Origin of the sequence: Salinimicrobium sp. 3283s (assembly GCF_039602225.1) — a bacterium.
GTDB classification, from domain to species: domain Bacteria; phylum Bacteroidota; class Bacteroidia; order Flavobacteriales; family Flavobacteriaceae; genus Salinimicrobium; species Salinimicrobium profundisediminis.
The window spans coordinates 423,933-446,010 of sequence record NZ_CP143631.1 but is presented as its reverse complement, the minus strand read 5'-3'; the positions used below and the strand labels follow the sequence as shown (position 1 = coordinate 446,010).

At 41.9% G+C, this 22,078-nt stretch carries 25 protein-coding genes; 7 read left to right on the top strand and 18 right to left on the bottom strand.

Features of this window, described 5'->3' with window-relative positions; translation table 11 throughout:
- The first annotated feature begins 52 nt into the window (after positions 1–52).
- The 4 genes from cmk (at position 53) to VS868_RS01955 (ending at position 5,198) form a co-directional block, all read left to right on the top strand.
- Positions 53–745, top strand: coding sequence for a (d)CMP kinase (cmk, locus tag VS868_RS01970; protein WP_266069556.1), 693 nt, complete (start codon positions 53–55; stop codon positions 743–745).
- Positions 746–1,230: 485 nt separating this feature from the next.
- Positions 1,231–3,090, top strand: coding sequence for a 30S ribosomal protein S1 (gene rpsA / locus VS868_RS01965; protein ID WP_266069555.1), 1,860 nt, complete (start codon positions 1,231–1,233; stop codon positions 3,088–3,090).
- Between the two features lie 177 nt (positions 3,091–3,267).
- The gene (locus VS868_RS01960; RefSeq protein WP_266069554.1) at positions 3,268–4,005 is read left to right on the top strand and encodes a hypothetical protein; all 738 of its coding nucleotides are present in this window, start codon (positions 3,268–3,270) and stop codon (positions 4,003–4,005) included.
- Between the two features lie 197 nt (positions 4,006–4,202).
- Positions 4,203–5,198: an NADP-dependent oxidoreductase gene (locus VS868_RS01955; RefSeq protein ID WP_345599010.1), complete on the top strand. Its 996-nt coding sequence runs from the start codon at positions 4,203–4,205 to the stop codon at positions 5,196–5,198.
- Between the two features lie 109 nt (positions 5,199–5,307).
- Here the strand turns inward: VS868_RS01955 and VS868_RS01950 are convergent, their stop codons facing one another.
- Entirely contained in the window at positions 5,308–5,859 is a 552-nt protein-coding gene (locus VS868_RS01950; protein ID WP_345599009.1) for a macro domain-containing protein, read from the bottom strand.
- 108 nt (positions 5,860–5,967) lie between these two features.
- On the opposite strand from VS868_RS01950, the gene VS868_RS01945 reads away from it, so the two are divergent.
- Positions 5,968–6,708 (top strand): SDR family oxidoreductase, encoded by a 741-nt coding sequence (locus tag VS868_RS01945; protein WP_345599008.1) that lies wholly within the window; start codon positions 5,968–5,970, stop codon positions 6,706–6,708.
- 137 nt (positions 6,709–6,845) lie between these two features.
- Here the strand turns inward: VS868_RS01945 and VS868_RS01940 are convergent, their stop codons facing one another.
- The 3 genes from VS868_RS01940 to VS868_RS01930 form a co-directional block, all read right to left on the bottom strand.
- Complete coding sequence (locus VS868_RS01940) at positions 6,846–8,051, bottom strand: DEAD/DEAH box helicase (RefSeq protein WP_345599007.1); 1,206 nt, start codon at positions 8,049–8,051, stop codon at positions 6,846–6,848.
- Positions 8,052–8,243: 192 nt separating this feature from the next.
- Positions 8,244–8,816: a pentapeptide repeat-containing protein gene (locus VS868_RS01935; RefSeq protein ID WP_266070612.1), complete on the bottom strand. Its 573-nt coding sequence runs from the start codon at positions 8,814–8,816 to the stop codon at positions 8,244–8,246.
- A 5-nt stretch (positions 8,817–8,821) separates the two neighbouring features.
- On the bottom strand, positions 8,822–9,205 hold the full coding sequence (locus VS868_RS01930) for a hypothetical protein (RefSeq protein WP_266070613.1): 384 nt from the start codon (positions 9,203–9,205) through the stop codon (positions 8,822–8,824).
- A 268-nt stretch (positions 9,206–9,473) separates the two neighbouring features.
- Here VS868_RS01930 and VS868_RS01925 point away from each other — a divergent pair, with 268 nt between their 5' ends.
- Positions 9,474–10,439 (top strand): L,D-transpeptidase, encoded by a 966-nt coding sequence (locus VS868_RS01925; protein WP_345599006.1) that lies wholly within the window; start codon positions 9,474–9,476, stop codon positions 10,437–10,439.
- A 69-nt stretch (positions 10,440–10,508) separates the two neighbouring features.
- Here VS868_RS01925 and VS868_RS01920 read toward each other — a convergent pair whose 3' ends face one another.
- The 12 genes from VS868_RS01920 to VS868_RS01865 form a co-directional block, all read right to left on the bottom strand.
- A complete protein-coding gene (locus VS868_RS01920; protein WP_266070615.1) occupies positions 10,509–11,414 on the bottom strand; it encodes an alpha/beta hydrolase in 906 nt (301 codons plus the stop codon).
- A gap of 248 nt (positions 11,415–11,662) precedes the next feature.
- Positions 11,663–12,112 carry an OsmC family protein gene (locus tag VS868_RS01915; protein ID WP_345599005.1) on the bottom strand — a complete coding sequence of 150 codons (450 nt, stop codon included), beginning with the start codon at positions 12,110–12,112 and terminating at the stop codon, positions 11,663–11,665.
- Positions 12,113–12,143: 31 nt separating this feature from the next.
- Positions 12,144–12,368, bottom strand: coding sequence for a hypothetical protein (locus tag VS868_RS01910; RefSeq protein ID WP_266070617.1), 225 nt, complete (start codon positions 12,366–12,368; stop codon positions 12,144–12,146).
- Entirely contained in the window at positions 12,365–12,682 is a 318-nt protein-coding gene (locus VS868_RS01905) for a rhodanese-like domain-containing protein (protein WP_345599004.1), read from the bottom strand. Before VS868_RS01905 ends, VS868_RS01910 begins: the two co-directional genes overlap by 4 nt.
- Before the next feature lies 1 nt (position 12,683).
- The gene (locus tag VS868_RS01900; protein WP_345599003.1) at positions 12,684–12,968 is read right to left on the bottom strand and encodes a rhodanese-like domain-containing protein; all 285 of its coding nucleotides are present in this window, start codon (positions 12,966–12,968) and stop codon (positions 12,684–12,686) included.
- 137 nt (positions 12,969–13,105) lie between these two features.
- Entirely contained in the window at positions 13,106–13,495 is a 390-nt protein-coding gene (locus VS868_RS01895) for a DUF302 domain-containing protein (RefSeq protein WP_266070620.1), read from the bottom strand.
- Positions 13,496–13,713: 218 nt separating this feature from the next.
- Positions 13,714–15,318 carry a GMC oxidoreductase gene (locus VS868_RS01890; RefSeq protein ID WP_345599002.1) on the bottom strand — a complete coding sequence of 535 codons (1,605 nt, stop codon included), beginning with the start codon at positions 15,316–15,318 and terminating at the stop codon, positions 13,714–13,716.
- 27 nt (positions 15,319–15,345) lie between these two features.
- A complete protein-coding gene (locus VS868_RS01885) occupies positions 15,346–16,554 on the bottom strand; it encodes an MFS transporter (RefSeq protein ID WP_345599001.1) in 1,209 nt (402 codons plus the stop codon).
- Between the two features lie 41 nt (positions 16,555–16,595).
- Positions 16,596–16,844: a DUF2892 domain-containing protein gene (locus tag VS868_RS01880; RefSeq protein WP_266070623.1), complete on the bottom strand. Its 249-nt coding sequence runs from the start codon at positions 16,842–16,844 to the stop codon at positions 16,596–16,598.
- Positions 16,845–17,058: 214 nt separating this feature from the next.
- Positions 17,059–18,546 carry an SDR family oxidoreductase gene (locus tag VS868_RS01875; RefSeq protein ID WP_345599000.1) on the bottom strand — a complete coding sequence of 496 codons (1,488 nt, stop codon included), beginning with the start codon at positions 18,544–18,546 and terminating at the stop codon, positions 17,059–17,061.
- A 151-nt stretch (positions 18,547–18,697) separates the two neighbouring features.
- Complete coding sequence (locus tag VS868_RS01870) at positions 18,698–19,075, bottom strand: methylglyoxal synthase (RefSeq protein WP_345598999.1); 378 nt, start codon at positions 19,073–19,075, stop codon at positions 18,698–18,700.
- A complete protein-coding gene (locus VS868_RS01865) occupies positions 19,072–19,227 on the bottom strand; it encodes a hypothetical protein (protein WP_345598998.1) in 156 nt (51 codons plus the stop codon). Before VS868_RS01865 ends, VS868_RS01870 begins: the two co-directional genes overlap by 4 nt.
- Before the next feature lie 138 nt (positions 19,228–19,365).
- Between VS868_RS01865 and VS868_RS01860 the strand changes: the two genes are divergently transcribed.
- Positions 19,366–20,130, top strand: a complete 765-nt coding sequence (locus tag VS868_RS01860) for a sterol desaturase family protein (protein WP_345598997.1) — start codon at positions 19,366–19,368, stop codon at positions 20,128–20,130.
- On the opposite strand, the gene VS868_RS01855 is transcribed toward VS868_RS01860, so the two are convergent.
- Both VS868_RS01855 and VS868_RS01850 read right to left on the bottom strand, forming a co-directional pair.
- Entirely contained in the window at positions 20,131–20,655 is a 525-nt protein-coding gene (locus VS868_RS01855; RefSeq protein WP_266070628.1) for a hypothetical protein, read from the bottom strand. It abuts the gene before it with no gap.
- A 106-nt stretch (positions 20,656–20,761) separates the two neighbouring features.
- A complete protein-coding gene (locus tag VS868_RS01850) occupies positions 20,762–22,075 on the bottom strand; it encodes a hypothetical protein (protein ID WP_345598996.1) in 1,314 nt (437 codons plus the stop codon).
- Positions 22,076–22,078: the final 3 nt, after the last annotated feature.

Genomic DNA, 22,078 nt, shown 5'->3' with positions numbered 1-22,078 from the left:
GCATTTTTGAGAGTCTCTATTTCTGGCTCTTTAAGCCGAAGAACAAACATTTATGAACAGAAAGATCACCATTGCAATAGACGGGTTTTCATCAACAGGTAAAAGTACCGTGGCAAAGCAGCTAGCCAAAGAGTTAGGCTATGTGTACGTAGATACTGGCGCAATGTACAGGGCAGTTACCCTTTATGCGCTGCGGAAAAAATTTATTTCTGAAAATAATTTCGATGTTGCCGGACTCATAGCCGATCTTTCCCTTATAAAACTGAAGTTTATCTTTAATCCTGAAGTGGGTTTTGGTGAAATGTATTTAAATGGTGAGAATGTGGAAAAAGAGATCCGACAAATGCAGGTTTCACAATATGTGAGTAAGATTGCAGCGGTGCCACAGGTACGTGAAATGCTGGTTGCACAACAACAGGAAATGGGCAGGGAAAAAGGCATTGTAATGGACGGGCGTGATATTGGGACAGTGGTTTTTCCAAATGCCGAGCTTAAAATTTTCATGACAGCCAGCGCCCGGGAGCGTGCCCAGAGAAGGTTCAAGGAACTTTCTGAAAGGGGAGAAGAAGTGACCTACCAGCAGGTGCTTGAAAATGTTGAAGAAAGAGACCTTTTAGACACCACAAGAAAAGATTCCCCTCTTGTAAAAGCAGAAGACGCAAAAGAAATAGACAATTCCCACCTCACGCTTGAAGGACAATTTGAGAAGATCCTCGAGTTGTACGATGAGGCAATTAACAATTAGCAAGCACCAAATTCCAATCTTTCAATTTGAGAATTTGAAAATTTGTGGATTTGAAAATTTAAAATAACCTCTCGACGAGCCTGTCCTGAGCGATAGCCGAAGGACTCAAGGTGACAATGCTTTTTGGATTTAGAGCGTGGTGACAATGTCTTTCGATTCTGCCCGTGGTGACAAAGCCTCTCGACTGCGCTGGAGGAAACTATGCAGCATCTGCGAAAATCAGCGTAGTCTTCGGGAAATTCTAAGGTTGAAAGGAATGTCTCAAAAAATTTTTCGTGTATTCGTGGCAAAAAACTGCTAACAAACCTCCTTTGATAATTGTTAATTGATTATTGCAAATTGTTATAAATAGTTGTATTTTTGCACTCCTTTTAGCAATAGGTCGGGAGACTAAAAGGGTTGAAAATCAATATTATAAACACTTCTGTGTTCTTTTATTGCAAATATCTTCCGGAAGAATACAGGATACAAATTAATTATCAGCAATGGCTGAAGAAACAAAAAATCAAGAAGTTCAGGGTTCTGAAAACGCTGAAATTCAACCGGTAGCAGGTATGGAGACTAAGTCTCAACCTGATGCAGAGGTACAGCAACAAGATCCTGAGCAATTCTTAAAGGAATTCAACTGGCACAACTACGAAGAAGGAATTGATCCTATCGACGATCAAAAGCTGGAAGAATTTGAAAAGCTTGTAGCAGAAAATTTCGTTGACACTTTACATGATGAAGTAGTTACCGGAAAAGTGATCAACATCACAGATCGTGATGCGATCATTGACATCAATGCAAAAAGTGAAGGTGTAATTTCTCTTAATGAGTTCCGTTACAACCCAGATCTTAAAGTTGGAGATGAAGTAGAGGTATTGATCGATGTTCGTGAAGATGCTACAGGACAGTTGATCCTTTCTCACCGTAAGGCTCGTGTTATTATGGCATGGGATCGTGTGAACAAAGCACACGACGAAAGTCTTATCGTGAACGGTTACGTGAAATGTCGCACAAAAGGTGGTATGATCGTAGACGTATTTGGTATTGAAGCTTTCCTTCCTGGTTCACAAATCGATGTGAAACCAATCAGGGATTACGATGCATACGTAGGTAAAACAATGGAATTCAAAGTTGTGAAGATTAACCACGAATTCAAAAACGTTGTTGTATCTCACAAAGCACTTATCGAAGCCGATATCGAAGAGCAGAAAAAAGAGATCATTGGGCAGCTTGAAAAAGGTCAGGTACTTGAAGGTACTGTTAAGAACATCACTTCTTACGGTGTATTCGTTGACCTTGGAGGTGTTGACGGACTTGTTCACATCACCGATCTTAGCTGGTCACGTATCAACCATCCAAATGAGATCGTTGAACTTGATCAAAAACTGAACGTTGTTATCCTTGACTTTGATGAGGCTAAAACAAGAATCCAGTTAGGTCTTAAACAACTTAGCAAACACCCATGGGAAGCTCTTGACGAGAACCTTAAAGTAGGTGACAAAGTAAAAGGTAAAGTAGTTGTGATCGCAGATTACGGTGCATTTATCGAAGTTGCTGAAGGTGTTGAAGGTCTTATCCACGTTTCTGAAATGTCATGGAGTACTCACCTGCGCTCAGCTCAGGACTTCGTGAACGTTGGAGATGAGGTTGAAGCTCAAATCCTTACTTTAGATCGTGAAGACAGAAAAATGTCTCTTGGTATCAAGCAATTGACTCCAGATCCATGGACTGACATCACTTCTAAGTACCCTGTAGGTTCAAGACACACAGGTATTGTTCGTAACTTCACTAACTTCGGAGTGTTCGTAGAACTTGAAGAAGGAATTGACGGACTTATCTATATTTCTGACCTTTCATGGACCAAGAAGATCAAGCATCCAAGTGAATTCACTAACGTAGGTGATAAACTTGAGGTAGTTGTTCTTGAATTAGATGTAGAAGGACGTAAGTTAAGCCTTGGTCACAAGCAAACTGAGTCTAACCCATGGGATAAATACGAATCTGAATTCGCTGTAGGAACTACTCACACAGCTGCAATTACAGAGATCGTTGACAAAGGTGCGACTATAGATTTTAATGAAGATATCACTGCATTCGTTCCGCAACGTCACCTTGAAAAAGAAGACGGAAGCAAACTGAAGCAGGGAGAATCTGCAGAATTCCAAATCATTGAATTCAATAAAGAATTCAAGAGAGTGGTAGCATCTCACACTGCTATCCACAAGGAAGAAGAGCAGCAAATTGTAAAGCAGGCCCAAAAGAAAGCCGCTGCACAACAAGCTCAAAGCAACACTACTATTGGTGATGTTAACGCAGAACTTCAGGCGTTGAAAGATAAAATGGAAGGAAAGAACTAATTTCCTGAAATTTTTAAATATTTAAAACCTCTCCGGGAAACCGGAGAGGTTTTTTTATGGATAAAACCGGTTCATTTTACAAGTAAGTTGCTTTAAATCAGTAAAATACCTATAAGGGGGTATTGCCTTGAGTGGAACTTTCGGGTAACTTTCTCTTTCATTTTAAAAACAGATGTTATGAAATTTCCATTATTAAAAGGTATTTATCTTCTTATGTTCTTAAGCGTATTTTTGGGGTGCGATTCAGAAGATGAAGACCGCGAGCCGCAATTACCCGAAGTAGTTACAGTAAGTGATGAATTTGAAACTGTTATCACCTATACTTCTGTCCAAATTTCAGGAACCGTTATGGAAACTGACAGTGAAATTCAGTCTTATGGTGTTGTTTGGGGTACCAATCCCAATCCCACTCTTGAAGATAATGTTGCATTACCCGAAGGGCAAAGTGCTACCACCTCCATATCGAAAAGTACTCAAAAACAATCTGAAAGCTCTTTTGTGGTGAAGATTGAAGACCTCAATCCCGGGATCAATTATTACTTCAGAACCTTTGCTACAAATGAGGCGGGTACGGCTTATGGAGAAGAGCTGAGTGTTGAAACAGATAGCCTGGAAGGATCTAAATGGGAAATTACTTACCATCATGATGAAGATACTTCCTGGATTGGCCATGTAGTTTTTCATGAAGATGGTACGGCTTTTTATACCGAGCCCGCAGCACCCGAGGTATATGATCTATGGGGAGAGTGGAGTATGGAAGGCAAAGTTTTAACCTATGATATGATCCCTGATGATGAAGGCGAGAGCTACATTCTTACAGGTGAGCTCCATGAGAATGAAATGAGCGGAACATACACTTTTCTTACTTCCAACGGAATGACACACCGGCCGTGGACTGCCACGCTCATAGAATAATTATAGATTATCAGGCGTCTATCTTGCAATTAATACCTGGTAACTGCCATGGGAATGTACTGCGGAATGAAGATTTTAGAACAATTTTTGGATTTGGTTTAAAACGATAAATAGAACTTCTTAAAATTTGGAATTACCCGAAACTCAGCTTGTGAAAATGCTGGAGAAGACTTATCTTCAATAAAAACCAACCAATCATGTCCAAAACCATTATATTCAGGAATCGTCCTGCAGGGAAGCCTTCCGCTTCAGATTTTGAAACTGTTGAAGAGAACGACCCAAAGCCGGGAGAAGGAGAGATTCTGCTCAAAGCACTATATATTTCGGTAGATCCATATCTGCGTGGAAGAATGAGAAATGAAGAATCTTATATTCCTCCTTTTCAGCTCAATGAGCCGCTGGAATCTATGGTGGTGGCCGAGGTTGTGGAAAGCAAGAACCAAAATTTTCAAAAAGGAGAGTATGTTTCAGGAATGCTAAAATGGAAGGAGCTGCAGGTATCTGCCGGTACCGGCTTGAACAGAGTAGATACCGAACTCGCACCTTTACCAGCCTTTCTTGGCGTGCTGGGATTAACGGGGCTAACTGCTTACCTGGCGCTTGATAAAATTGGTAGACTTAAACCTGGAGAGACCCTTGTAGTTTCGGGTGCAGCCGGCGCTGTGGGAAGCATAGCCGGGCAAATCGGAAAGATTAAAGGCTGCATGGTAGTGGGAATTGCCGGTAGTGATGAAAAAGTAAAACATCTGGAAGAAAAATTTGGCCTTGACAAAGCACTAAACTACAATAAAGAGGAAGACATGGCCGATGCCATTAGAAGGATTTGTACCGATGGAGTAGATGTTTACTTTGACAATGTAGGAGGTGAAATTCTGGATGCCGTGTTGCAAACCATCAATAAAGACGCCCGAATCATTAATTGTGGTGCGATATCTCTTTATAATGAAACTGATGTACCAACAGGACCACGTCCCGAAAATATTCTCATCAAAAAAACAGCTTTGATGCAGGGCTTTTTAATTCGTGATCACGCAAAAGACTTCGGAAGAGCGCTGCGGCAGTTAAGCAGCTGGTTAAAGGATGGAAGCCTCGATTATGATGAAACCACCGTAGAAGGCTTTGATAAACTCCCTGAAGCGTTTATAGGTCTGTTTGAAGGGCGTAACATGGGTAAAATGGTCGTGAAGGTTTAACTCTCAAAGTTCAAGGTTTAAGGAAGTAAAAATCATATCCGGTAATGAAAAAATTTACCGGCAATTAACCCGCAACCTAGAAACCCGCAACTTATAAGGCGTGAAAGGTTCAGCCTAAATATTCTTTCCCCTGCAAAATTTGCTCAAGCACTCTTTTGTGTATGTTTAGATCTTTTTCACTGTACAGTACAAAAATGATATTTTTGAGATGTTTCAGAGAAGAAATGCTTTCTATGAATTTTGTGAAAGCCACTTTTGCAGCATCTTCTACAGGGTATCCAAAAATGCCGGTTGAGATAGCCGGAAAAGCAATAGAAGAAATTTGCTTCTCTTCAGCTAGCTTCAGAGCATTTGAATAACAGTTAGCCAATAACCTATCTTCCGGCTTGTCCTGCCCGTAAACCGGCCCCAGGCAATGAATAACGTACTGGTTTGGGAGATTATACGCTTTTGTTATTACAGCTTCTCCGGGTTTTATAGGTGCCATTGACCGGGCTTCACTAGCAAGCTCTGGCCCTGCAACTGTGTGAATAGCCCCCGCGACTCCGCCGCCGGTTTCCAGCTGCGCATTGGCTGCATTGACCACTGCCTCACAATCTCCCTGATTCGCAATATCACCCTGCCGCAGCTCTATTGTTACTCCCGATATAGATTTTTTCATACTTCTCTAAAATAGCAAATTTTTATCCCTCTTCAAACTCTTCCTGATTTTAATCATGCTTTTCAATTGCTGTATTTTTTAATTTACAATAAATTAAATCAGAGTGTTATGAAAGATAAAGTTGTAATTATTACAGGCGCGGCCTCGGGAATAGGAGAGGCCACAGCTCTTCTTTTTGGCCGCGAAGGTGCTAAAGTTGTAGTTTCTGATATTAATTCTGAAGCAGGGGAGGAAGTAGTGAAACGCATTAAGAAATCTGGTGGTACAGCCAGTTTCTTTAAAGCAGATGTAGCCTCAGCTGCCGAAAATAAGGCCCTGGTAGATTTTGCTGTAAAAAATTACGGGAAGCTTGATATTGCTGTGAATAATGCAGGTATTGGGGGCGAGGCAAACAAGATTGGAGATATGAGCCTGGAGGGTTGGCACAGGGTGATAGATATTAACCTGCACAGCATTTTCTACGGAATGAAGTACCAAATCGCAGCTATGCTAAAAAATGGACAGGGGAGCATCATCAATATCTCTTCTATTTTAGGTAGTGTGGGCTTTGAAGGTTCTGCCGGGTATGTTGCTGCAAAACATGCTGCTGTGGGTTTAACTCGTAATGCGGCAATAGAATATTCTTCTCAGAATATTAGGATCAATGCTGTGGGACCGGCATTTATTGACACTCCTTTGTTAGACCAGCTTGATGAGGATATAAAAAAACATTTGATTTCTTTACACCCCATAGGACGTTTGGGCAGGAGCAATGAAGTAGCCGAGTTGATCCTTTGGCTCGGCAGCGACAAAGCTTCATTTGCCACCGGAGCATATTATCCTATAGACGGCGGCTACCTGGCAAGATAAGATTGAAGTACGAAGGTAGAAGTACGAAGGTTAAATAAAATTTGGAAGTACGAAGTGTTTAAAAAATGAAAGAGTCTACTCCAACAGGAGTAGACTCTTTCATTTAAAAATATTTTTGCGGGTTGTTTCCCTCTACACTACCTTCTTCTCCTTTGCCTGTTGTTATTGCGGTTGCGATTGTTTCCTGTAGCTACCGGTGCAGGTTCAGCATTTAGATCCATAGGGTAGGGGTGTTCCTCTACCACCGGGATTTTAATAGCTGCCAGTTTTTCAATATCTTTTAATTCCTTGCGCTCATCGGCGGCACAAAACGAGATGGCAATACCTTCGTTTCCGGCACGGCCGGTACGTCCAATTCGGTGTACGTAAGTTTCGGGAACGTTTGGAAGGTCGAAGTTAAACACATGTCCTAACTCATCAATGTCGATTCCGCGGGCGGCAATATCGGTTGCTACCAGTACATTCAGTTTTCCACTTTTGAAGTTCTTTAATGCGTTTTGCCTCGCATTCTGACTTTTATTCCCGTGAATAGCTGCCGAATTGATCTTTGCTTTATCCAGGAACCTCGCAACTTTATCAGCACCGTGCTTTGTACGGGTAAAGACGAGGGCGCTTTCAATGCCATTGCTTTCCAGGAGATGGAGCAGTAACTTTCTCTTATCAGGTTTGTTGGTAAAATAAACCCTTTGATCAATTTTATCTACTGTTGAAGACGGCGGAGTAACTTCTACTTTCACCGGATTTTTCAGCATCATCTTAGCCAGATTCTGTATTTCATCGGGCATAGTGGCCGAAAAGAAAAGGGTCTGCCTTTTTTCTGGCAGGCTCTTAATAACCTTTTTTACATCGTGAATAAAACCCATATCCAACATCCTGTCGGCTTCATCAAGAACAAAGATCTCGAGGGTTTTAAGGTTGATAAAGCCCTGGTTCATAAGATCCAGTAAGCGGCCTGGGGTGGCGACAAGAATGTCTACCCCTCGTTTAAGCTTTTTGACCTGCGAATGTTGTGAAACACCTCCAAAAATAACCGAATGCTTAAGCCTGGTATGCTTGCCGTATGCTGCAAGGCTCTCGTCTATTTGTATGGCGAGCTCCCTTGTTGGGGTAAGGATTAGGGATCTTACTCCTTTTCCAGAGAATTTTTTCTCATTTAATAACTGGAGGATAGGAAGGCCAAAGGCGGCTGTTTTTCCTGTTCCGGTCTGGGCTACTCCTAAAAGATCTTTTCCTGAAAGAACTACTGGAATGGCTTGTTTTTGTATTGGGGTGGGCGTATCATAACCCTGAGTTTCGAGCGCCTTAAGTAAGGCCTCATCTAAATTTAATTTTTTAAACGACATTAAATTGTTTTATGTGAAATGCTGGAAAAGACGTTGCACTTTCTTGAAACAGCTGCTGTTTTTTATTCTGAACCGGCTTACAACCTGCCGTGTATCTTGTAAAGAAGATGGCAAAGATAAGCTTTTTATCTGCCGGTTTTACAATCAGCAAGAATCGGGCCGCTAATAACAGGTTCAAAAATGGCAGAAAAGCTATAAGATCTGGATTTGATACTTCTCCAAAAGGCCCCGAATATTTTCTGCAGAAAAATGAGCCCCCTTGATGTTGTTATTTTCAGGATCTATGCTGAAGTTCCTGGAAGTGCTAAAATCGGCTTTTTCAAGCCTGGTATCTATAAAGGTGGCACCGCTAAGATCACAATTCTGGAAAGTGGCTGAAGTTAAATCGGCTTCAGAAAAATCTACCTGAATCAGCTTGCAATCTTCAAAAGAAATATTCTTCAGTTTTAATCTTGAGAAAGAAGAAAAGTTTAAAAGGCAGTTTTGAAAGGAAAATGAGAGCAAAAAAGGATCAAGCTCATGAAAATTTAAACCCATCAGTTTACAGTCTATAAACTCTGTGTCCCTGATGCAGGTTCCTCTGGTAATGCAGTTGCTAAGGTCACAGGCTTCAAAAACACATTCCGAAAATGTCATTTTTGACAGGTGAGCACCGGAAAAATTAATGGCTTTAAAAGTACAGTTGTCGTATTCGCCTTCGGGAAGGTTGCCGTCACGAAGATTTTCTGAGGTGAAATCTTCGTCTCTAAAATAAGCTTCGTTCATGAATTTTAGCAGCCTTTGCCTTTCCCGCCTTTACAATTTGTAGATTCGGCTACCAGGTATGCAATGCTGCCACCAAGATCGATCTTTAGGGTTGTAGAGCCTAAATCTGAAGCCAGGCGTTTTTTTCCGTTTAGCATAAGCTCATTGAAACCGCTAATTGTAAATGTTTTGGTGTTCTTATCGTAAACTATTTTTTCGGCTTTCTCAATCTCTACTATAGAGGTAGTGAAATGTACATTGCCGGTAAGCTCTACAATTTGTTTATTCTCGCGCGTTACACTTTGATCTCCAGAGAAGGTAATTCCCTTACTTTCAAAAGTGACCGGGCTCTCCTGCGCCATTGCTCCCGTTCCTAATAGGGTGAAGAAAAGAAGGAAAAGAAATTTCATAATCAGCATTTTTTTGATGTTGACAAGGTAATTATTTATTGCTAAACATTTTAGTTTATTTTAAGGTTTTTTCAGGGAATACGGAGTATTTTCATCATGAGAAATGAACCTTTAAAATGCCATTTTTCAAAAGAATTGATTTTCGGTTCATACAGGGAATGACCCAAAAATTGTCGAAATTAGTAGTAATAGAGTTAGGGGAAGTAATCTTATTAATATTTGATTATTAGTATCTTATAATTGTTTTTAATGCTTTGAGCAGAAGACCATGAAATGCATCCGGAAAAATATCGCTCATTTTCTTTTAATCCTTCTTGTACTTACAGGATGGACTTCCTGTGAACGATCTGAAACGGCTCTTCAGTCTCAAAATTCTAATCAACCAGCGGCTACAATTGAACCAACGGTCAGCCAGGAAGTCGAAAAGTTGCCCCTGTTCGTTACCTATCATCGTGACAGCCTTGAAAATACTGCCCAGGTTGATAGTTTTAAAACCAGGTTCAACGAACTGGAGCAGGAGTTTATTTTTGCCATCAACCGCGTGGACGCCTACCGGCTAAGGGCAGGTGATGTTTTGGTGATACCCGATACCCTCACCAAAAACTTTTTAGATTATTCTCCTTTTCCCCAAAGACTGGAAATGCTCGATTCCATACCTAAGACCGTGCTTATCTCGAGAAGAATACAGGGATTTGCATTGTACGAGAATGGAAAACTTCTAAAATGGGGACCCGTGAGCTCGGGAAAAAAGTCTACGCAAACTCCCGCCGGTCTCTTCTACGGAAACTATAAGGCCCGCAGTAAAATTAGCACGGTAGATGATTCCTGGCTTATGCCTTACTACTTCAATTTTATGAACTTTGAGGGCGTTGGTGTGCACCAATATTCCCTGCCTGGTTACCCTGCCAGCCACGCTTGTGTGAGATTGCGAAAAGATGATGCCATTAGCATTTACAACTGGGCCAAACAGTGGAAACTTGATGCTACAGGCCAAATTGTAGAACACAACGGCACTCCTTTTATGGTTTTTGGAGATTACAACTTTGAAGGGCCCGTGCCCTGGCTGCAACTGGTAGAGAAGCCTAACTCCAACTACCTGAATGTCCGGGAACTGGAAACCCTGAGCCAATATGTTGCGGAATATAAAAAGGATAAAAGAAACTTTGATCTTCCCGAACCTGATCTCGAGGAACTTGCTGTAACGCCACCCGAAGGGTTGGAGACGATCCGCTAAAATTGACCGGAATAAGAAAGGTTGCCAAAAACGCATTTTTGACAACCTGTTCTCCTCAAACAATTATTTTTAAACCCTGTACTTTTCTTTGTATGCCAGCACGGCCTTTTCGAGATCGTTACTGTCTTCTATGAACGGCACATGCCCGCCATTATTTTCCCATAAAAGTAGATTCGAAAATTCAAGATCCTTATAATGTCGCGGCCCCACCATATAATCATTGGTGCCGTAGAAGTAGAGCACCGGCATCTTCATACCACCACTAAGCAGTTTAAAGTTTTGCCAGTATTCGCTTCTGTTCATGATATTGTTGCTTAGGTCGTAATTGAAATTTTCGATTTCTCCAGACATTTGGTCGAGCTTTGGAAAAGTTTCAGGATCTCTGGAGCCCATTTTCCAGAAAAGGCCTTTTTCCTGCAGCTTTCCGCCATACTCATTCATTCTTTGTGCCAGGGTAACTGTGTCTCCCGCACAGCTATAGGTTTCCCCAACATATTCTGCTGCCTTTGGAAGCCAGCTTTCGCAAGCCGATTCTATAAGGTTGAGCGTGCAATTTATCATGAGCATTCCTTTTTGTGCTTCAGGATACCTTTCGGCATAACCCATTTGTAAAACGCCTCCAAAGGAGTGACCCAGGGTAAGCCAGTCTTTAAAACCCAAAGCTGCCCTTACTTCTTCAAAGTCGAGCGCCATACGGTCAAGGGAATAATCCTGGGTGGGTGAACTTTGTGATCTTCCAACCCCGCGTTGGTCCAGGTAGACTACGGTAAAATGCTGTTCTAAAAATTCACCAGTTAATTTCTCAAACCAGTAGCTGCCCGATCCCGGCCCGCCGTGAATATAAAGCAGTGGAGTGCCCTTGCCTTCTACTTTCACGTAAAGGTCAACCCCGTCTGAAGTAGTAATGGTCTTTTCACCGGCCAAAACATTCTGGCTTAAGAGCAACGTGACGATAATCAGGAATAATCTATCCATTTTTGAAAGGTTTACCTGCCTTAGAAAAGTGAGCAGGTTTTTGATTTGAAAAACCTGCCCTTAATATTTCTTCTTCAGCAATTTCTCCTATAGACTTTTCTGGAGATCATTTGTTACAGTCAGCCTTGTTGAAAATGAAATTATTTCTGGATTTGCCTATAATAATGGCTGAAACTGCGCAAAAAAAAAGATCCCGAAGAAGACAAAAAATCTTCAGACGGGATCTCCAGTGTAGGGGGACTGGAAACTTAGGATACCAAAGATTCTGCCAGATTTATCTTCGGAATTAAAATAACTTCAGCTTTTATAGAATTCGTGATGAGACAGGCTTTTTCGGCTTTAAAAAGGATCTTTTCGGCCTTCTCTTTATCTTCTTCATTGTAGATAGTAAGCACTGGCTCAAGTACAATTTGAGACATTATAAACTTACCTTCCTGTTTGCTCAGCTTTCCTTTTGCAGGGCAACTTAAACTTTCAAATTCCAGTTTTGAATTTTCGGCAATTGCCAAAAAAGTAGTCATAAAACAGCTGTTCACTGCAGCTGTATAAAGATGTTCCGGAGACCAGATGCCGGCAATTCCCTTCGGAAATTCGGGAGGTGTGGCCACTTCGATTTTCTCATCGAGTTCAGGAGAAGATATTTCCCCTTTGCGATCTGTTTTCCAGTGTAAATCGACGTTATAGATATGTTCTTCCATAAGTGTAATTATGTGGTAAATATAATTCTGTTTATTTTCTTAATTCCTGATCTCGATCAGGTTCCAGTGCACAATTTGTCCCCGTACAATTTCCTGCTGCACACCCAAAGCTAAAAAGCCCCATAGCAGCAACGTAAATACCTAAAGCAAGCCCCCACCACTGTGCTGCACTGGCAGCCTGAAAAATTATAAGCATTCCAATAATGAGGTAAGCAGCTCGTACCCATGTCCAGTTTTTTAAAAACCTGTTTTTCATCCTATTTTATTCTGAAGGTTTCTCCAGCCGCCGCCGTTATGTACTTCTGTGAATCCTGCCGATTTCAATATATTTTTTGCCGAAGCACTTCTCATGCCCGAAGCACAACAGGTAATGACAGGCTTATTTTTATCTCCAACTTTCTTCAGGTTCTGGCCCAGGCTGTTCAACGGAATGTTTTTTGACCCATTGATGTGCCCGCTGCTAAATTCTCCTTTGGTGCGTACGTCAACAATAGTGGCGCCTTGTTCAAGTAATTGGGCATAATTTGTTTTTGGGCCAAGTCCCAGAATTCGTTTTAAACTTTCTATCATTTTAAGATGCTTTATTTTGTAGGTAATTTACTTCGAGCCAGGAACCCCCGTTCACACAATTAATTCCGGCACGGGTGAGATATTGTTCTGCTTGAGAACTTCTTATGCCCGAAGCGCAACAAAGAATGATTGGGCCTTCCCATGATCTCAAATTCTCAAATTCATCGGGTAATTCTGTAAGGGGTATATTTTTGGAACCTGCTACATGGCCACCAGCAAATTCTGCTCTTGTTCTAACGTCCAGTATGGTTCCTTTTCCGGCTTGTATGATCTTTTCCGTTTTCATAAGTGTTATCATTTAAAAACAGGACAAAAGTAATTCCTAAGTTGCGCCCGTACAGTTACTTTTGTTACACAGGGTGGTAGCAAAAAAAATCCGGAGAATTTAGAAGTCCCCGGATTTTATTCATTTCTTTTTTCAATTTAGTTGATACTATCAATTACCTTTTTCAGCTTTTCCCGTACCTGCGTGGCAACATCCCCTAAAGTGTCATTTTTAACGGCTTGCATGGAAGCCACAGGATCAACGGCTGATACTTCAATCGTGCCGTCGCCGGTTTCCTGCACTATCACATTGCAGGGCAACATAGTTCCAATCTTGCTCTCGGCTGAAATAGCCTGGTGCGCCATTTGCGGATTGCAGGCACCCAGAATTCTATACTTTCTGAAATCTACATCCAGTTTCTTTTTAAAGGTTTCCTTCACATCGATCTCTGTTAGAATACCGAAACCTTCTTTTTTGAGTTCTTCGGTAACTTTTTGAATGGCTGTGTCAAAATCCTGTTTTAAAGTAGTGGTAAAATAGTAGCTCATGACTGTAGTTTTATCTGATTATCAATATACTACAAAAAAAGCTCTTTTGGAAGGAATAAACAGTGACAATTGTTACAGAAGGAAAAATGAAAAACCTGAAGGGAAAGGTGTGTAGGGGACATCCTAACCCTAAAGGTTTTCGATGTAAAAATACTTCAGTCTATTCTATTGAATATTAAACTTCTATAGATTTATCTTATTTAACTAACGGTCGTTTTTTAGCCTTTAATCTTTTCGGAATGATGCTTCAAAAATGCCATTTTTGACACCTCATTTTTCTGCGGAATAAAAGACATGGCCCTTTCGGCTATTGCAGTGATGGAAAGACTGGGGTTCACACCCGGGTTTGCCGAGATCATTGATCCGTCTATGACGTAGAGATTTTCATAACCAAAAACTTCATTCCTGGAATTGATCACGCCTTCTGAAGCATTTTTGCCCATCACCGCACCGCCTAAAATATGGGCAGTAGTGGGAATTCCGGCAATGCTTTCCAGTACAAAAGAAGTGGCTTTCCCATTGATGGCTTTGCTGTACCTTTTGGTGAGGTCTTTTGAGGCAGGAATGTCTGAAGTAGGTTTTTCTCCCGAACTTATGCCGCTGGACATGCTTCCGAAGAAATTTCTCTTCAGTTTTATGGTGCTGTCAATGCTTTGCATAAAAAGCAGTACCGCAGTACTTTTTGACCAGCCATTGATAAAATATGTTTTAAACCAGGAAACCGGGGAACTTATTAGCTGAGAAATAACATTCAATATACGCTGCGGGGGAGTCTTTCCTGTGGCCATTGGCAGGTGTAATAACTTCCAGAAACCCGAACCTCTGGAGTAACGCACTACCTCAAGATGGCTGTTGTCATCTGTGTGCAGCAGGCTCCCTATGGCTACGCCTTTAGAAAGGTCTTTCTTCCTGTCGGCCGTAGAAACGCTGATGAGGGTCTCGTTATTTGTTCTGATTTCGTCTCCCACTTTATCGGATAACTTCGGAAGACTTTTCTGCTTCAGCTTGAGCAAAAGTTTTACCGTACCCAAAACTCCGCCGGAAAAGATCACTCCCTTGCTCCGCAGTTTTTTGGTCTTCCCGAAGTAGGAGGTACTCGATTTGAGTGTCACTTCATAAGCTTCCGAAGCAAGCTTTTTTACATCAGTGACTTCATTTTCTGCCAGTATTTTTGCCCCCAGCTCTTGTGCCAGCCAAAGGTAATTCTTGTCAAGGGTGTTTTTTGCATTATACCTGCAACCGGTCATGCAGCCGCCACAAAAATTACAGCCGGTTCTATCTGGCCCTTTGCCGCCAAAGTAGGGATCCTCTTTGGTTTCTCCCTCTTTTCCGAAGTAAACAGCTACATGAGGGTGTTCAAAATGCTCTTTTCTGCCCATGTCCTCAGCCATTTTCTCAAGGGCTTTGTCGGCATCAAACAATCGTGGATTAGGCACTGCCCCCAACATCTTTAAAGCAGTCTGGTAATGTGGTTTGAGATCCTCTTCCCAGTCTTCCAGCTGCCTCCACGAACCAGAGGTGTAAAATGCCTTTTTTGGCACCGGAAGGGTGTTGGCGTAGACCAGCGAACCGCCACCCACACCTGTGCCCGAAATTACTGCCACATGCCTGAAGACGCTCAGTTTCATGATGCCAAAAAATTTCAATGCCGGTATCCAGAGCCATTTTTTCAGGTTCCAGTTGGTTTTGGGAAAATCTTTGACTTTAAACCACTTTCCTTTTTCGACTACGAGTACTTTATAACCTTTTTCTGAAAGTCTCAGCGCACTCACCGAGCCTCCAAAACCACTGCCAATAATAATATAGTCGTAATCGTATTCCATTTGGTAATAGATGCTTACTGTATAAATTTAAACTTTTTCGGGGGAAATTGTAGGCAATTGATTTCTTGTTTTTCTGAAAAGAGCCAGCAGGCCCAGTAGAGGCCCGGGTGCCAAAAATAAAAGGAGATAAACCGGATCGAGCACTTCAAGCACAAAACCTGTCAATTCGATGCTCACAATAGTGATAGCAAAACCTATGCAGTTCACCACGGTCAATGCCGTGCCCCGTGTTTCGGAAGGTGCATGTTTTGCGACAAGGGTAGAAAACAGGGGAGAATCGGCCACTACAACCATGCCCCAGAAAAGGAGAAAAATAATAAAGAACGTTTCTGAAGTTTGCAGAAACATAAGGGGAGAAATGATACAACACGCAGCCGAAAGTAGTAAAGCACCTGCAGCACTTCTCTTAGTGCCCCAACTTTGGGAAAGAAGACCAATGACCGCACAGGCGAGTCCGCCGGAGCCAATGATGAAAAAAGAAAGTAAAGGAATATTGAAATTGCTGTGAGGGTGAAGGACGCTGTACACCTTGAGTACCACAGGAACAAAGGCCCAGAAGGTGTATAATTCCCACATGTGCCCAAAATACCCCAATGCCGCTGCCCTAAACTTCGGAATTCTAAAAACCCTGAGCATGGCTGAAAAATCCTTTTGTAACATTGGGTTTCGGTAGGGGCCATCCTGCACAAGCAGTAAAATGAGGCTCCCTCCCAAAAATGCCAGAAATGAAGTAGTAATTAGAACGCTTTTCCACGGTAAACCCTGCAGCCCGGTTACTGTTAAGAGTAAGTGCGGGAGTGCTGTTCCAAGAACCAAAGCACCTACCAGGAAACCGAGAGATTTGCCAAGGCCTTCCCGATAATAATCGGATGCGATCTTCATTCCCACGGGATAAATTCCTGCAAGGGAAAATCCTGTAAGAAACCTAAGCATTAGCAAACTGCCGGAGCTGTTGCTTTCCACAAGCATCCCCAGGTTAAAAAAGGCGCCAAAAATAGCAGAATAGAAGAACACTTTTGAGGGGGAATACCGGTCTGCAATTCCCAGGAAAGCAAAACCCAGGGTGCCGGTAATAAAACCGAATTGTACTGCCGATGTAAGGTGCCCGAGTGCGGCAGGACCGAGATCAAAAGTCTGGATGAGATCGTTCATCACGCCATTACCTGCAAACCATAAGGAGGTGCAGCAAAATTGTGCAAATACAATGACCGGTAAGCTTAGCCGCGACGTGCCCATTCAGGAATTATCTACAGCTAAGAAACGAAAACTCCGCTAAATTAAACGAGGGCTTCTTTGATCTTTTTAATCGGACTTTTTTTCTTCTCCCTGGTGTCAACACCAAGAAATTCGTTTACCGGGCATACCCTGGTGATGGAACTTTCAGCAATCAGGGTTCCTGTAACTATGGCCGCAAGACCTGCAAGTTTTCCCTTGTTCCCGCCAAGGGCAAAAAAGCCTATTCCCATAAGGGCAGGGCCTGCAATACTTCTAATGAGCTGATCTTTTTTACCTACATTTTCTTTCATAATTCTTTTTTTCTGAATTTTCTATTTAAGATAACGTAAACCTGCTACTTTTCCAAGTTTTGGAGCACCTAAGTTCAGAGGGAATTCCGAATTTTAAAGACTTCAGGGAAGGTGAATTTTCAATTGAAAGAGAAGACTTCAGTTAGAGCTGAATTTTTCCGAAGTAAAGATCTTTAAAATGGCATTTCAGAAAGAAATTTTAGCGACTGGGTTTCTAAAGATTTTGTTCAGGATATTTTGTTTTTTCCTCTAAGTCTTTGTCAATGAATTTCACGAGGTTGCCGGCCATGCCTTCAAAAACAAAAAAGTGGAAGGGAAGCACGGTGTACCAATAGAGGCGACCCGCAAGGCCATGGGGTCGAAAGGTCGCGGTTTGTTGCAGAAAATGTTCCCCATTTCTTTCAGTGATCTTAAACTCCAGCCATGCTTCGCCGGGTAATTTCATTTCGGCATATAGCAACAAGCGGCGGTTCTTTTCATCGGCTGCCAGTACCCGCCAAAAATCTAAAGTGTCACCCGTATTGATATGGTATGGATGCGTGCGCCCGCGCCTAAGCCCTACGCCACCCACCATTTTATCCATAAAGCCTCTTATTTTCCATAACCTGCTGCCGTAATACCAGCCACGTTTTCCGCCAATCGCCCAAATATTTTTTAGAACCGCATCTGGATCACCTGTGATCTTCTTTTCCCGGTAATCTTTAAAGCAGCCATCGGTAGGTACATTGATATGCTCCAGTAAAGAATTATCTGAATAACTGGAGGCCAGCGAATCTTTCCAGCTGGAGATAACGCTGTTTTGCTCAATTTTTTGGAAAGCCAGCGCTACAGCCTCTTTATACGGAATGGATTTTATTCCCAGCATTTTTTCAAGATCATTATCTTTCGCAATGACCTCAACTTTCATGCTGTCTACAAGGTTTATGGCAAGCTTGTAAGAAGTTGACGTAACAAAATAAAGCCAGTAGGAGGAAAGCCGGGGAGTCATTACGGGAACTGTAATGATCTTGCGTTTAAAACCTCTTACATCTGCAAACTGCAGCATCATTTCTTTGTAAGTAAGCACATCGGGCCCACCAATGTCAAAAGCCCTGTTAAAGGTGTCTTCCCGTAGAAGCACCCCTTCTAAATACTCGAGTACATTTCTTATAGCGATTGGCTGACTCTTGGTGGTGACCCACTTGGGAGTGATCATCACCGGCAGTTTTTCAACCAAATCGCGCATGATCTCAAAGGAAGCACTACCCGAACCCACAATAATTCCGGCTTTAAGAGCTGTGAGTGGCACGCTGCTTTTGCCAAGGATCTCTTCTACATTTTGGCGGGAAGAAAGATGTTTGGAAAGTTCTTCTTCGTTAGTAATCCCGGTGAGGTAGATGATCTGTTTTACCGAAGTTGGCTCCACAAGCTTTAAAAAATTATGGGCCGAAGCAGCTTCCATTTCTGCAAAATCTCCGGTACCTGCACTCATAGAATGGATGAGGTAATAAGCGGCATCAATGTCTTTAATAACTTCAGATGAAGGCAGCGGCTTCAGGAAGTCAACTTCGAGCAGAGAGATCCTGTCGTGTGCATATATCCCATCGGTAGGAAACCTGTTCCTGTCCCTAACGCAACACACCACCTCGTGGCCGCGGGAAAGCAGTATAGGAAGGAGGCGCTTTCCAATATATCCTGTGGCGCCGGTAAGGAGTATTTTCATAGCTTCAGCTTAATTTTTACTGAAGATATGAAAAGATAAGCAAAAGCGCTTTTTAGATCTGTTTCAATTCTTTAGCAGCCCTACATGCACCAGGAGAGAACAAGCGGTGGGTGCCAAAAATGGCATTTTTCTTCCCTGATTTTTTGCAGATCTATTCTTCCTGATCTCTTTCGTCAAGAATCAGTAAATCGGCCGATGCCCGGTTTAGTGCGATTGGGATATTGTTGATCACTGCAGTCCTTATGAGGGTCTGGATGTCATGTTCGTGACCGTGGGGAGTTTCGGCATCAATGAAAAAGATGATCATGTGCACTTCCCCCTGAAGTATTTTAGCTGCCAGGAGAATGTCGCCGCCGCTGGGGCCGTGGCCAAAACCGGTAACTTTTATATCCAGCATATCGCTGAGCAGTTTAGAAGTGTTGGAAGTGCCTATGAGTTTGTATTTTAAGAGTGCTTCACGATGTACTTTGGCCCAGTTAAGCAAGTCGGTTTTGCGGCTGTTGTGGGCAATTAATGCAATGGTTTTCATGTTGTTGGTTTAGTTTTATCAATAAAAAATTCAAGGGTATAATGAGCATATTCCGGTTGGCTAATGCCTTCGGAATAAAATATATATTCTGGCTGGTTGTTTTTCCGGGTATATGCAATGAATTCTGAAGGGAATTCGGTTGATGTTGCCATTTTTAGTGCTTGATGTATGTAAAATTAAAGAATAAAGGTTAAGCAAAGATGAAGGACTACTGAAAATATCAGGAAACTTAAAAATAGCTTCGGAATATTTTGACAGGAATTTAAGATTGTAATTAGTATTTTAGGGCTATGACTGAAATACTTGTACCTGAAACAACTACCCCCGGAATTCTCCTGGTTTATACCATAATCTTCTTTTTTGCAATCCTCTTCAGGTATTTTGTGGCAGCAGGGGTCTTTTACTACTATTATTACGTCAAAAATTTTAAGAAATATGACGAAAGAAGGTTAAGTAAAAGGCTGGCTAACAAAAAGCAGTTGAAAAAGGAGATTGTGTGGAGCATAAAATCATCGGCAATTTTTGCCCTGGTGGGGGCGGCTACCTACTGGCTGTGGCTAAAGGGACATACCGCTGTGTACCTGGAACCCCCTCTTTATGGCTACTGGTATTTGCCGGTGAGCCTTTTAGCTATTTTACTCATTCATGAAACCTATTACTACTGGGTGCACCGCTGGATGCATCACCCCAAAGTCTTCAGGATTGTGCATAAGGTACATCACGATAGTCGTATTCCTACACCATGGACGGCTTTTTCCTTTCATCCATGGGAAAGTTTGATCGAAGCACTTATCCTGCCATTGATTCTTATCTTTTTACCTGTGAATATCTATGTTTTGGGTTTTTACCTGTTGGTCATGACGGTAAGTAGTGTAGTGAACCATCTTGATATAGAGATCTATCCGCTGTGGTTCCAAAAAAGCCGTTTTGGGAAACTATTTATTGGCGCCACCCATCACCACCATCACCACACAGAATTTATGACCAATTACGGCCTATACTTCACGTTTTGGGATAAAATAATGGCTACTGAAAGCCGTAAAATGAAATCCTGATTACTTTAACCTCTTAAAAATCTTTTTTTCTGAAAAAAGGTTTTTTCGCAGGAGTTGCCGAAACTCTTTATCTGTTGGTGCAAGTAGATAGTATTCGAATTTACCATCTTCAGATGTTATTTCTCTAACAGGTCTGGATTCCTGTACCTCCATTATGAGTTGTTCAGATTCTGAAGTTAAATTGGCGCAGTGGGTAACAATCTTATTCTTGGAAGCCTTAAAGGGGAAAACATTCCAGTTATCCTTATCATAAAGGTTTAAAATATAACTGCTATTCATTTTCTTTAGCACAGTTTGTGGCTTAGAAAGGTCTCCGTCAACACCTGTTTCTGTACCTCCGGAATATCGAAAATAATGCTTTTCGATAAAAAGGGTGTCTTCATTATTTGAAACAAATATGCCATGCATTTTTGAAGGAAATTCTGAAATTGAAGGAGCAGTAGATGGTTGTGGACTTTCAAATTTTACGGCTGTACATGATGAAAGAAATAAAGCCAAGATCGGAAAAAGGATCAGCTTTTTCATGGGGAGAGAATTTAGAAAAATATGAGGTATAAATTTACTGATTTAAAAAAAGATGGGGTAAATATTAAGTGCTTTTTTACTGTAAACTTTACATTTAAATACCTGGCTATCTACATTCAAAACACTTCTGCAAGTTTGCAGGTAGCTCTACCTCTTCACTTCCCTTTAAAGGCCCTGAAAAGGGTTCTTTTTTATTGATCTCCTCATGAAATTCTTTGGCATATTCCTGCAATTTGTCCCTTCGATGTTTCAGTTTTGAAGCTATCTCATTCCCATTGAGTTGCACCAGGCTTTGAGGCCAGGCTTCAAGAGCTTTATTGATTTCAGTGTCTGTTAAGTGTTGTTGCAGGTATTGTGCTTCCTCTATGAAAATCTGCCGGGGCACATCTTTCAGGAAGTAAACATCAAAAGGATAAACAAACCCAGGTATATGATCAATATCCTTCTCAAAAGGCCTCACCATGGGCTGTACCAGGTGATTGGTGAGGATGGTGGGAATAACGCCATCAATCCTGAAAAAAGCATTATCCCTGTCTCCGGGCAACGGAATTGCCACTTTATTTTGCCCCCGTTGTTGTATCACCCAACCCCATTGTTTTGTATGCCGGTCCCAATCACCAATAAGGAGGTCGAAAAGCCGTGCCCGCACCAGTTTTTGGTGGTCAATGTGCAGAGCCTCCTTCAGGTTGATCTTCATTTCCTGGAGTTCATCGGTCTCCACGATTTTATCTACGTTATTATAAGAGGTCCAATTGACTTTACCTTCGGTTTCATATTCGCGAAGGAACAGACGATTTCCGTATTTTTTGGAATATTTTCCCATCGCATCGTGCCGTGGCACAAAGACAATTTTTGGGTGGGTATGGAGAATGCCTGCAGCATCGGCAAGAGCGGCTGCAAGAACAGCTCCATAAGGATGTTGTGCAGAAATACCATCTACCACAATGTTTTCGAGGCCAAGGGTTTTTGCAACTTCTGGAATTAAAGGGGAAGGATCTTTGTTGATACTGCGTAGACTGTAAAGAGCGCCGTCTTTACCTACAATTTTAAGAGACTTTGTTTGATTACCGCCGCCTTCTTCCTGGATTGTAAAAGAATCAAGAAGAAAAATTTCGGCCTGTACCGGGGCCTCCCAGGCCTCGCGGTAGTTATCGCCTTGCATAAAACGCTTAATGGCGTTGGCTTCGTATCTATTAGTCGCTACTGCCGTTACCCTGTCTCCATCCTGGAACCTGCCCGAAGAAATTTCGGAAGGAATGACTTTTGAAATAAATAATTCCGAAGGGCCTATTGAAATAGACCAGTAAGTGAGGCCAAGAAATACAAGGAGAAGAATTAGCAGTGCAAGTAAAAATTTTTTCATTTCAATTTTCTTCTGCGAAGAAAGTTTTATGCCATCACAATTGATGACTAAGTTCATTAT

Excerpts from the sequence above, each read along its gene's own strand:
- cmk (WP_266069556.1), top strand. The coding sequence starts at position 53 with ATGAACAGAAAGATCACCATTGCAATAGACGGGTTTTCATCAACAGGT.
- rpsA (WP_266069555.1), top strand. The coding sequence starts at position 1,231 with ATGGCTGAAGAAACAAAAAATCAAGAAGTTCAGGGTTCTGAAAACGCT.
- VS868_RS01960 (WP_266069554.1), top strand. The coding sequence starts at position 3,268 with ATGAAATTTCCATTATTAAAAGGTATTTATCTTCTTATGTTCTTAAGC.
- VS868_RS01955 (WP_345599010.1), top strand. The coding sequence starts at position 4,203 with ATGTCCAAAACCATTATATTCAGGAATCGTCCTGCAGGGAAGCCTTCC.
- VS868_RS01950 (WP_345599009.1), bottom strand. The coding sequence starts at position 5,859 with ATGAAAAAATCTATATCGGGAGTAACAATAGAGCTGCGGCAGGGTGAT.
- VS868_RS01945 (WP_345599008.1), top strand. The coding sequence starts at position 5,968 with ATGAAAGATAAAGTTGTAATTATTACAGGCGCGGCCTCGGGAATAGGA.
- VS868_RS01940 (WP_345599007.1), bottom strand. The coding sequence starts at position 8,051 with ATGTCGTTTAAAAAATTAAATTTAGATGAGGCCTTACTTAAGGCGCTC.
- VS868_RS01935 (WP_266070612.1), bottom strand. The coding sequence starts at position 8,816 with ATGAACGAAGCTTATTTTAGAGACGAAGATTTCACCTCAGAAAATCTT.
- VS868_RS01930 (WP_266070613.1), bottom strand. The coding sequence starts at position 9,205 with ATGAAATTTCTTTTCCTTCTTTTCTTCACCCTATTAGGAACGGGAGCA.
- VS868_RS01925 (WP_345599006.1), top strand. The coding sequence starts at position 9,474 with ATGAAATGCATCCGGAAAAATATCGCTCATTTTCTTTTAATCCTTCTT.
- VS868_RS01920 (WP_266070615.1), bottom strand. The coding sequence starts at position 11,414 with ATGGATAGATTATTCCTGATTATCGTCACGTTGCTCTTAAGCCAGAAT.
- VS868_RS01915 (WP_345599005.1), bottom strand. The coding sequence starts at position 12,112 with ATGGAAGAACATATCTATAACGTCGATTTACACTGGAAAACAGATCGC.
- VS868_RS01910 (WP_266070617.1), bottom strand. The coding sequence starts at position 12,368 with ATGAAAAACAGGTTTTTAAAAAACTGGACATGGGTACGAGCTGCTTAC.
- VS868_RS01905 (WP_345599004.1), bottom strand. The coding sequence starts at position 12,682 with ATGATAGAAAGTTTAAAACGAATTCTGGGACTTGGCCCAAAAACAAAT.
- VS868_RS01900 (WP_345599003.1), bottom strand. The coding sequence starts at position 12,968 with ATGAAAACGGAAAAGATCATACAAGCCGGAAAAGGAACCATACTGGAC.
- VS868_RS01895 (WP_266070620.1), bottom strand. The coding sequence starts at position 13,495 with ATGAGCTACTATTTTACCACTACTTTAAAACAGGATTTTGACACAGCC.
- VS868_RS01890 (WP_345599002.1), bottom strand. The coding sequence starts at position 15,318 with ATGGAATACGATTACGACTATATTATTATTGGCAGTGGTTTTGGAGGC.
- VS868_RS01885 (WP_345599001.1), bottom strand. The coding sequence starts at position 16,554 with ATGGGCACGTCGCGGCTAAGCTTACCGGTCATTGTATTTGCACAATTT.
- VS868_RS01880 (WP_266070623.1), bottom strand. The coding sequence starts at position 16,844 with ATGAAAGAAAATGTAGGTAAAAAAGATCAGCTCATTAGAAGTATTGCA.
- VS868_RS01875 (WP_345599000.1), bottom strand. The coding sequence starts at position 18,546 with ATGAAAATACTCCTTACCGGCGCCACAGGATATATTGGAAAGCGCCTC.
- VS868_RS01870 (WP_345598999.1), bottom strand. The coding sequence starts at position 19,075 with ATGAAAACCATTGCATTAATTGCCCACAACAGCCGCAAAACCGACTTG.
- VS868_RS01865 (WP_345598998.1), bottom strand. The coding sequence starts at position 19,227 with ATGGCAACATCAACCGAATTCCCTTCAGAATTCATTGCATATACCCGG.
- VS868_RS01860 (WP_345598997.1), top strand. The coding sequence starts at position 19,366 with ATGACTGAAATACTTGTACCTGAAACAACTACCCCCGGAATTCTCCTG.
- VS868_RS01855 (WP_266070628.1), bottom strand. The coding sequence starts at position 20,655 with ATGAAAAAGCTGATCCTTTTTCCGATCTTGGCTTTATTTCTTTCATCA.
- VS868_RS01850 (WP_345598996.1), bottom strand. The coding sequence starts at position 22,075 with ATGAACTTAGTCATCAATTGTGATGGCATAAAACTTTCTTCGCAGAAG.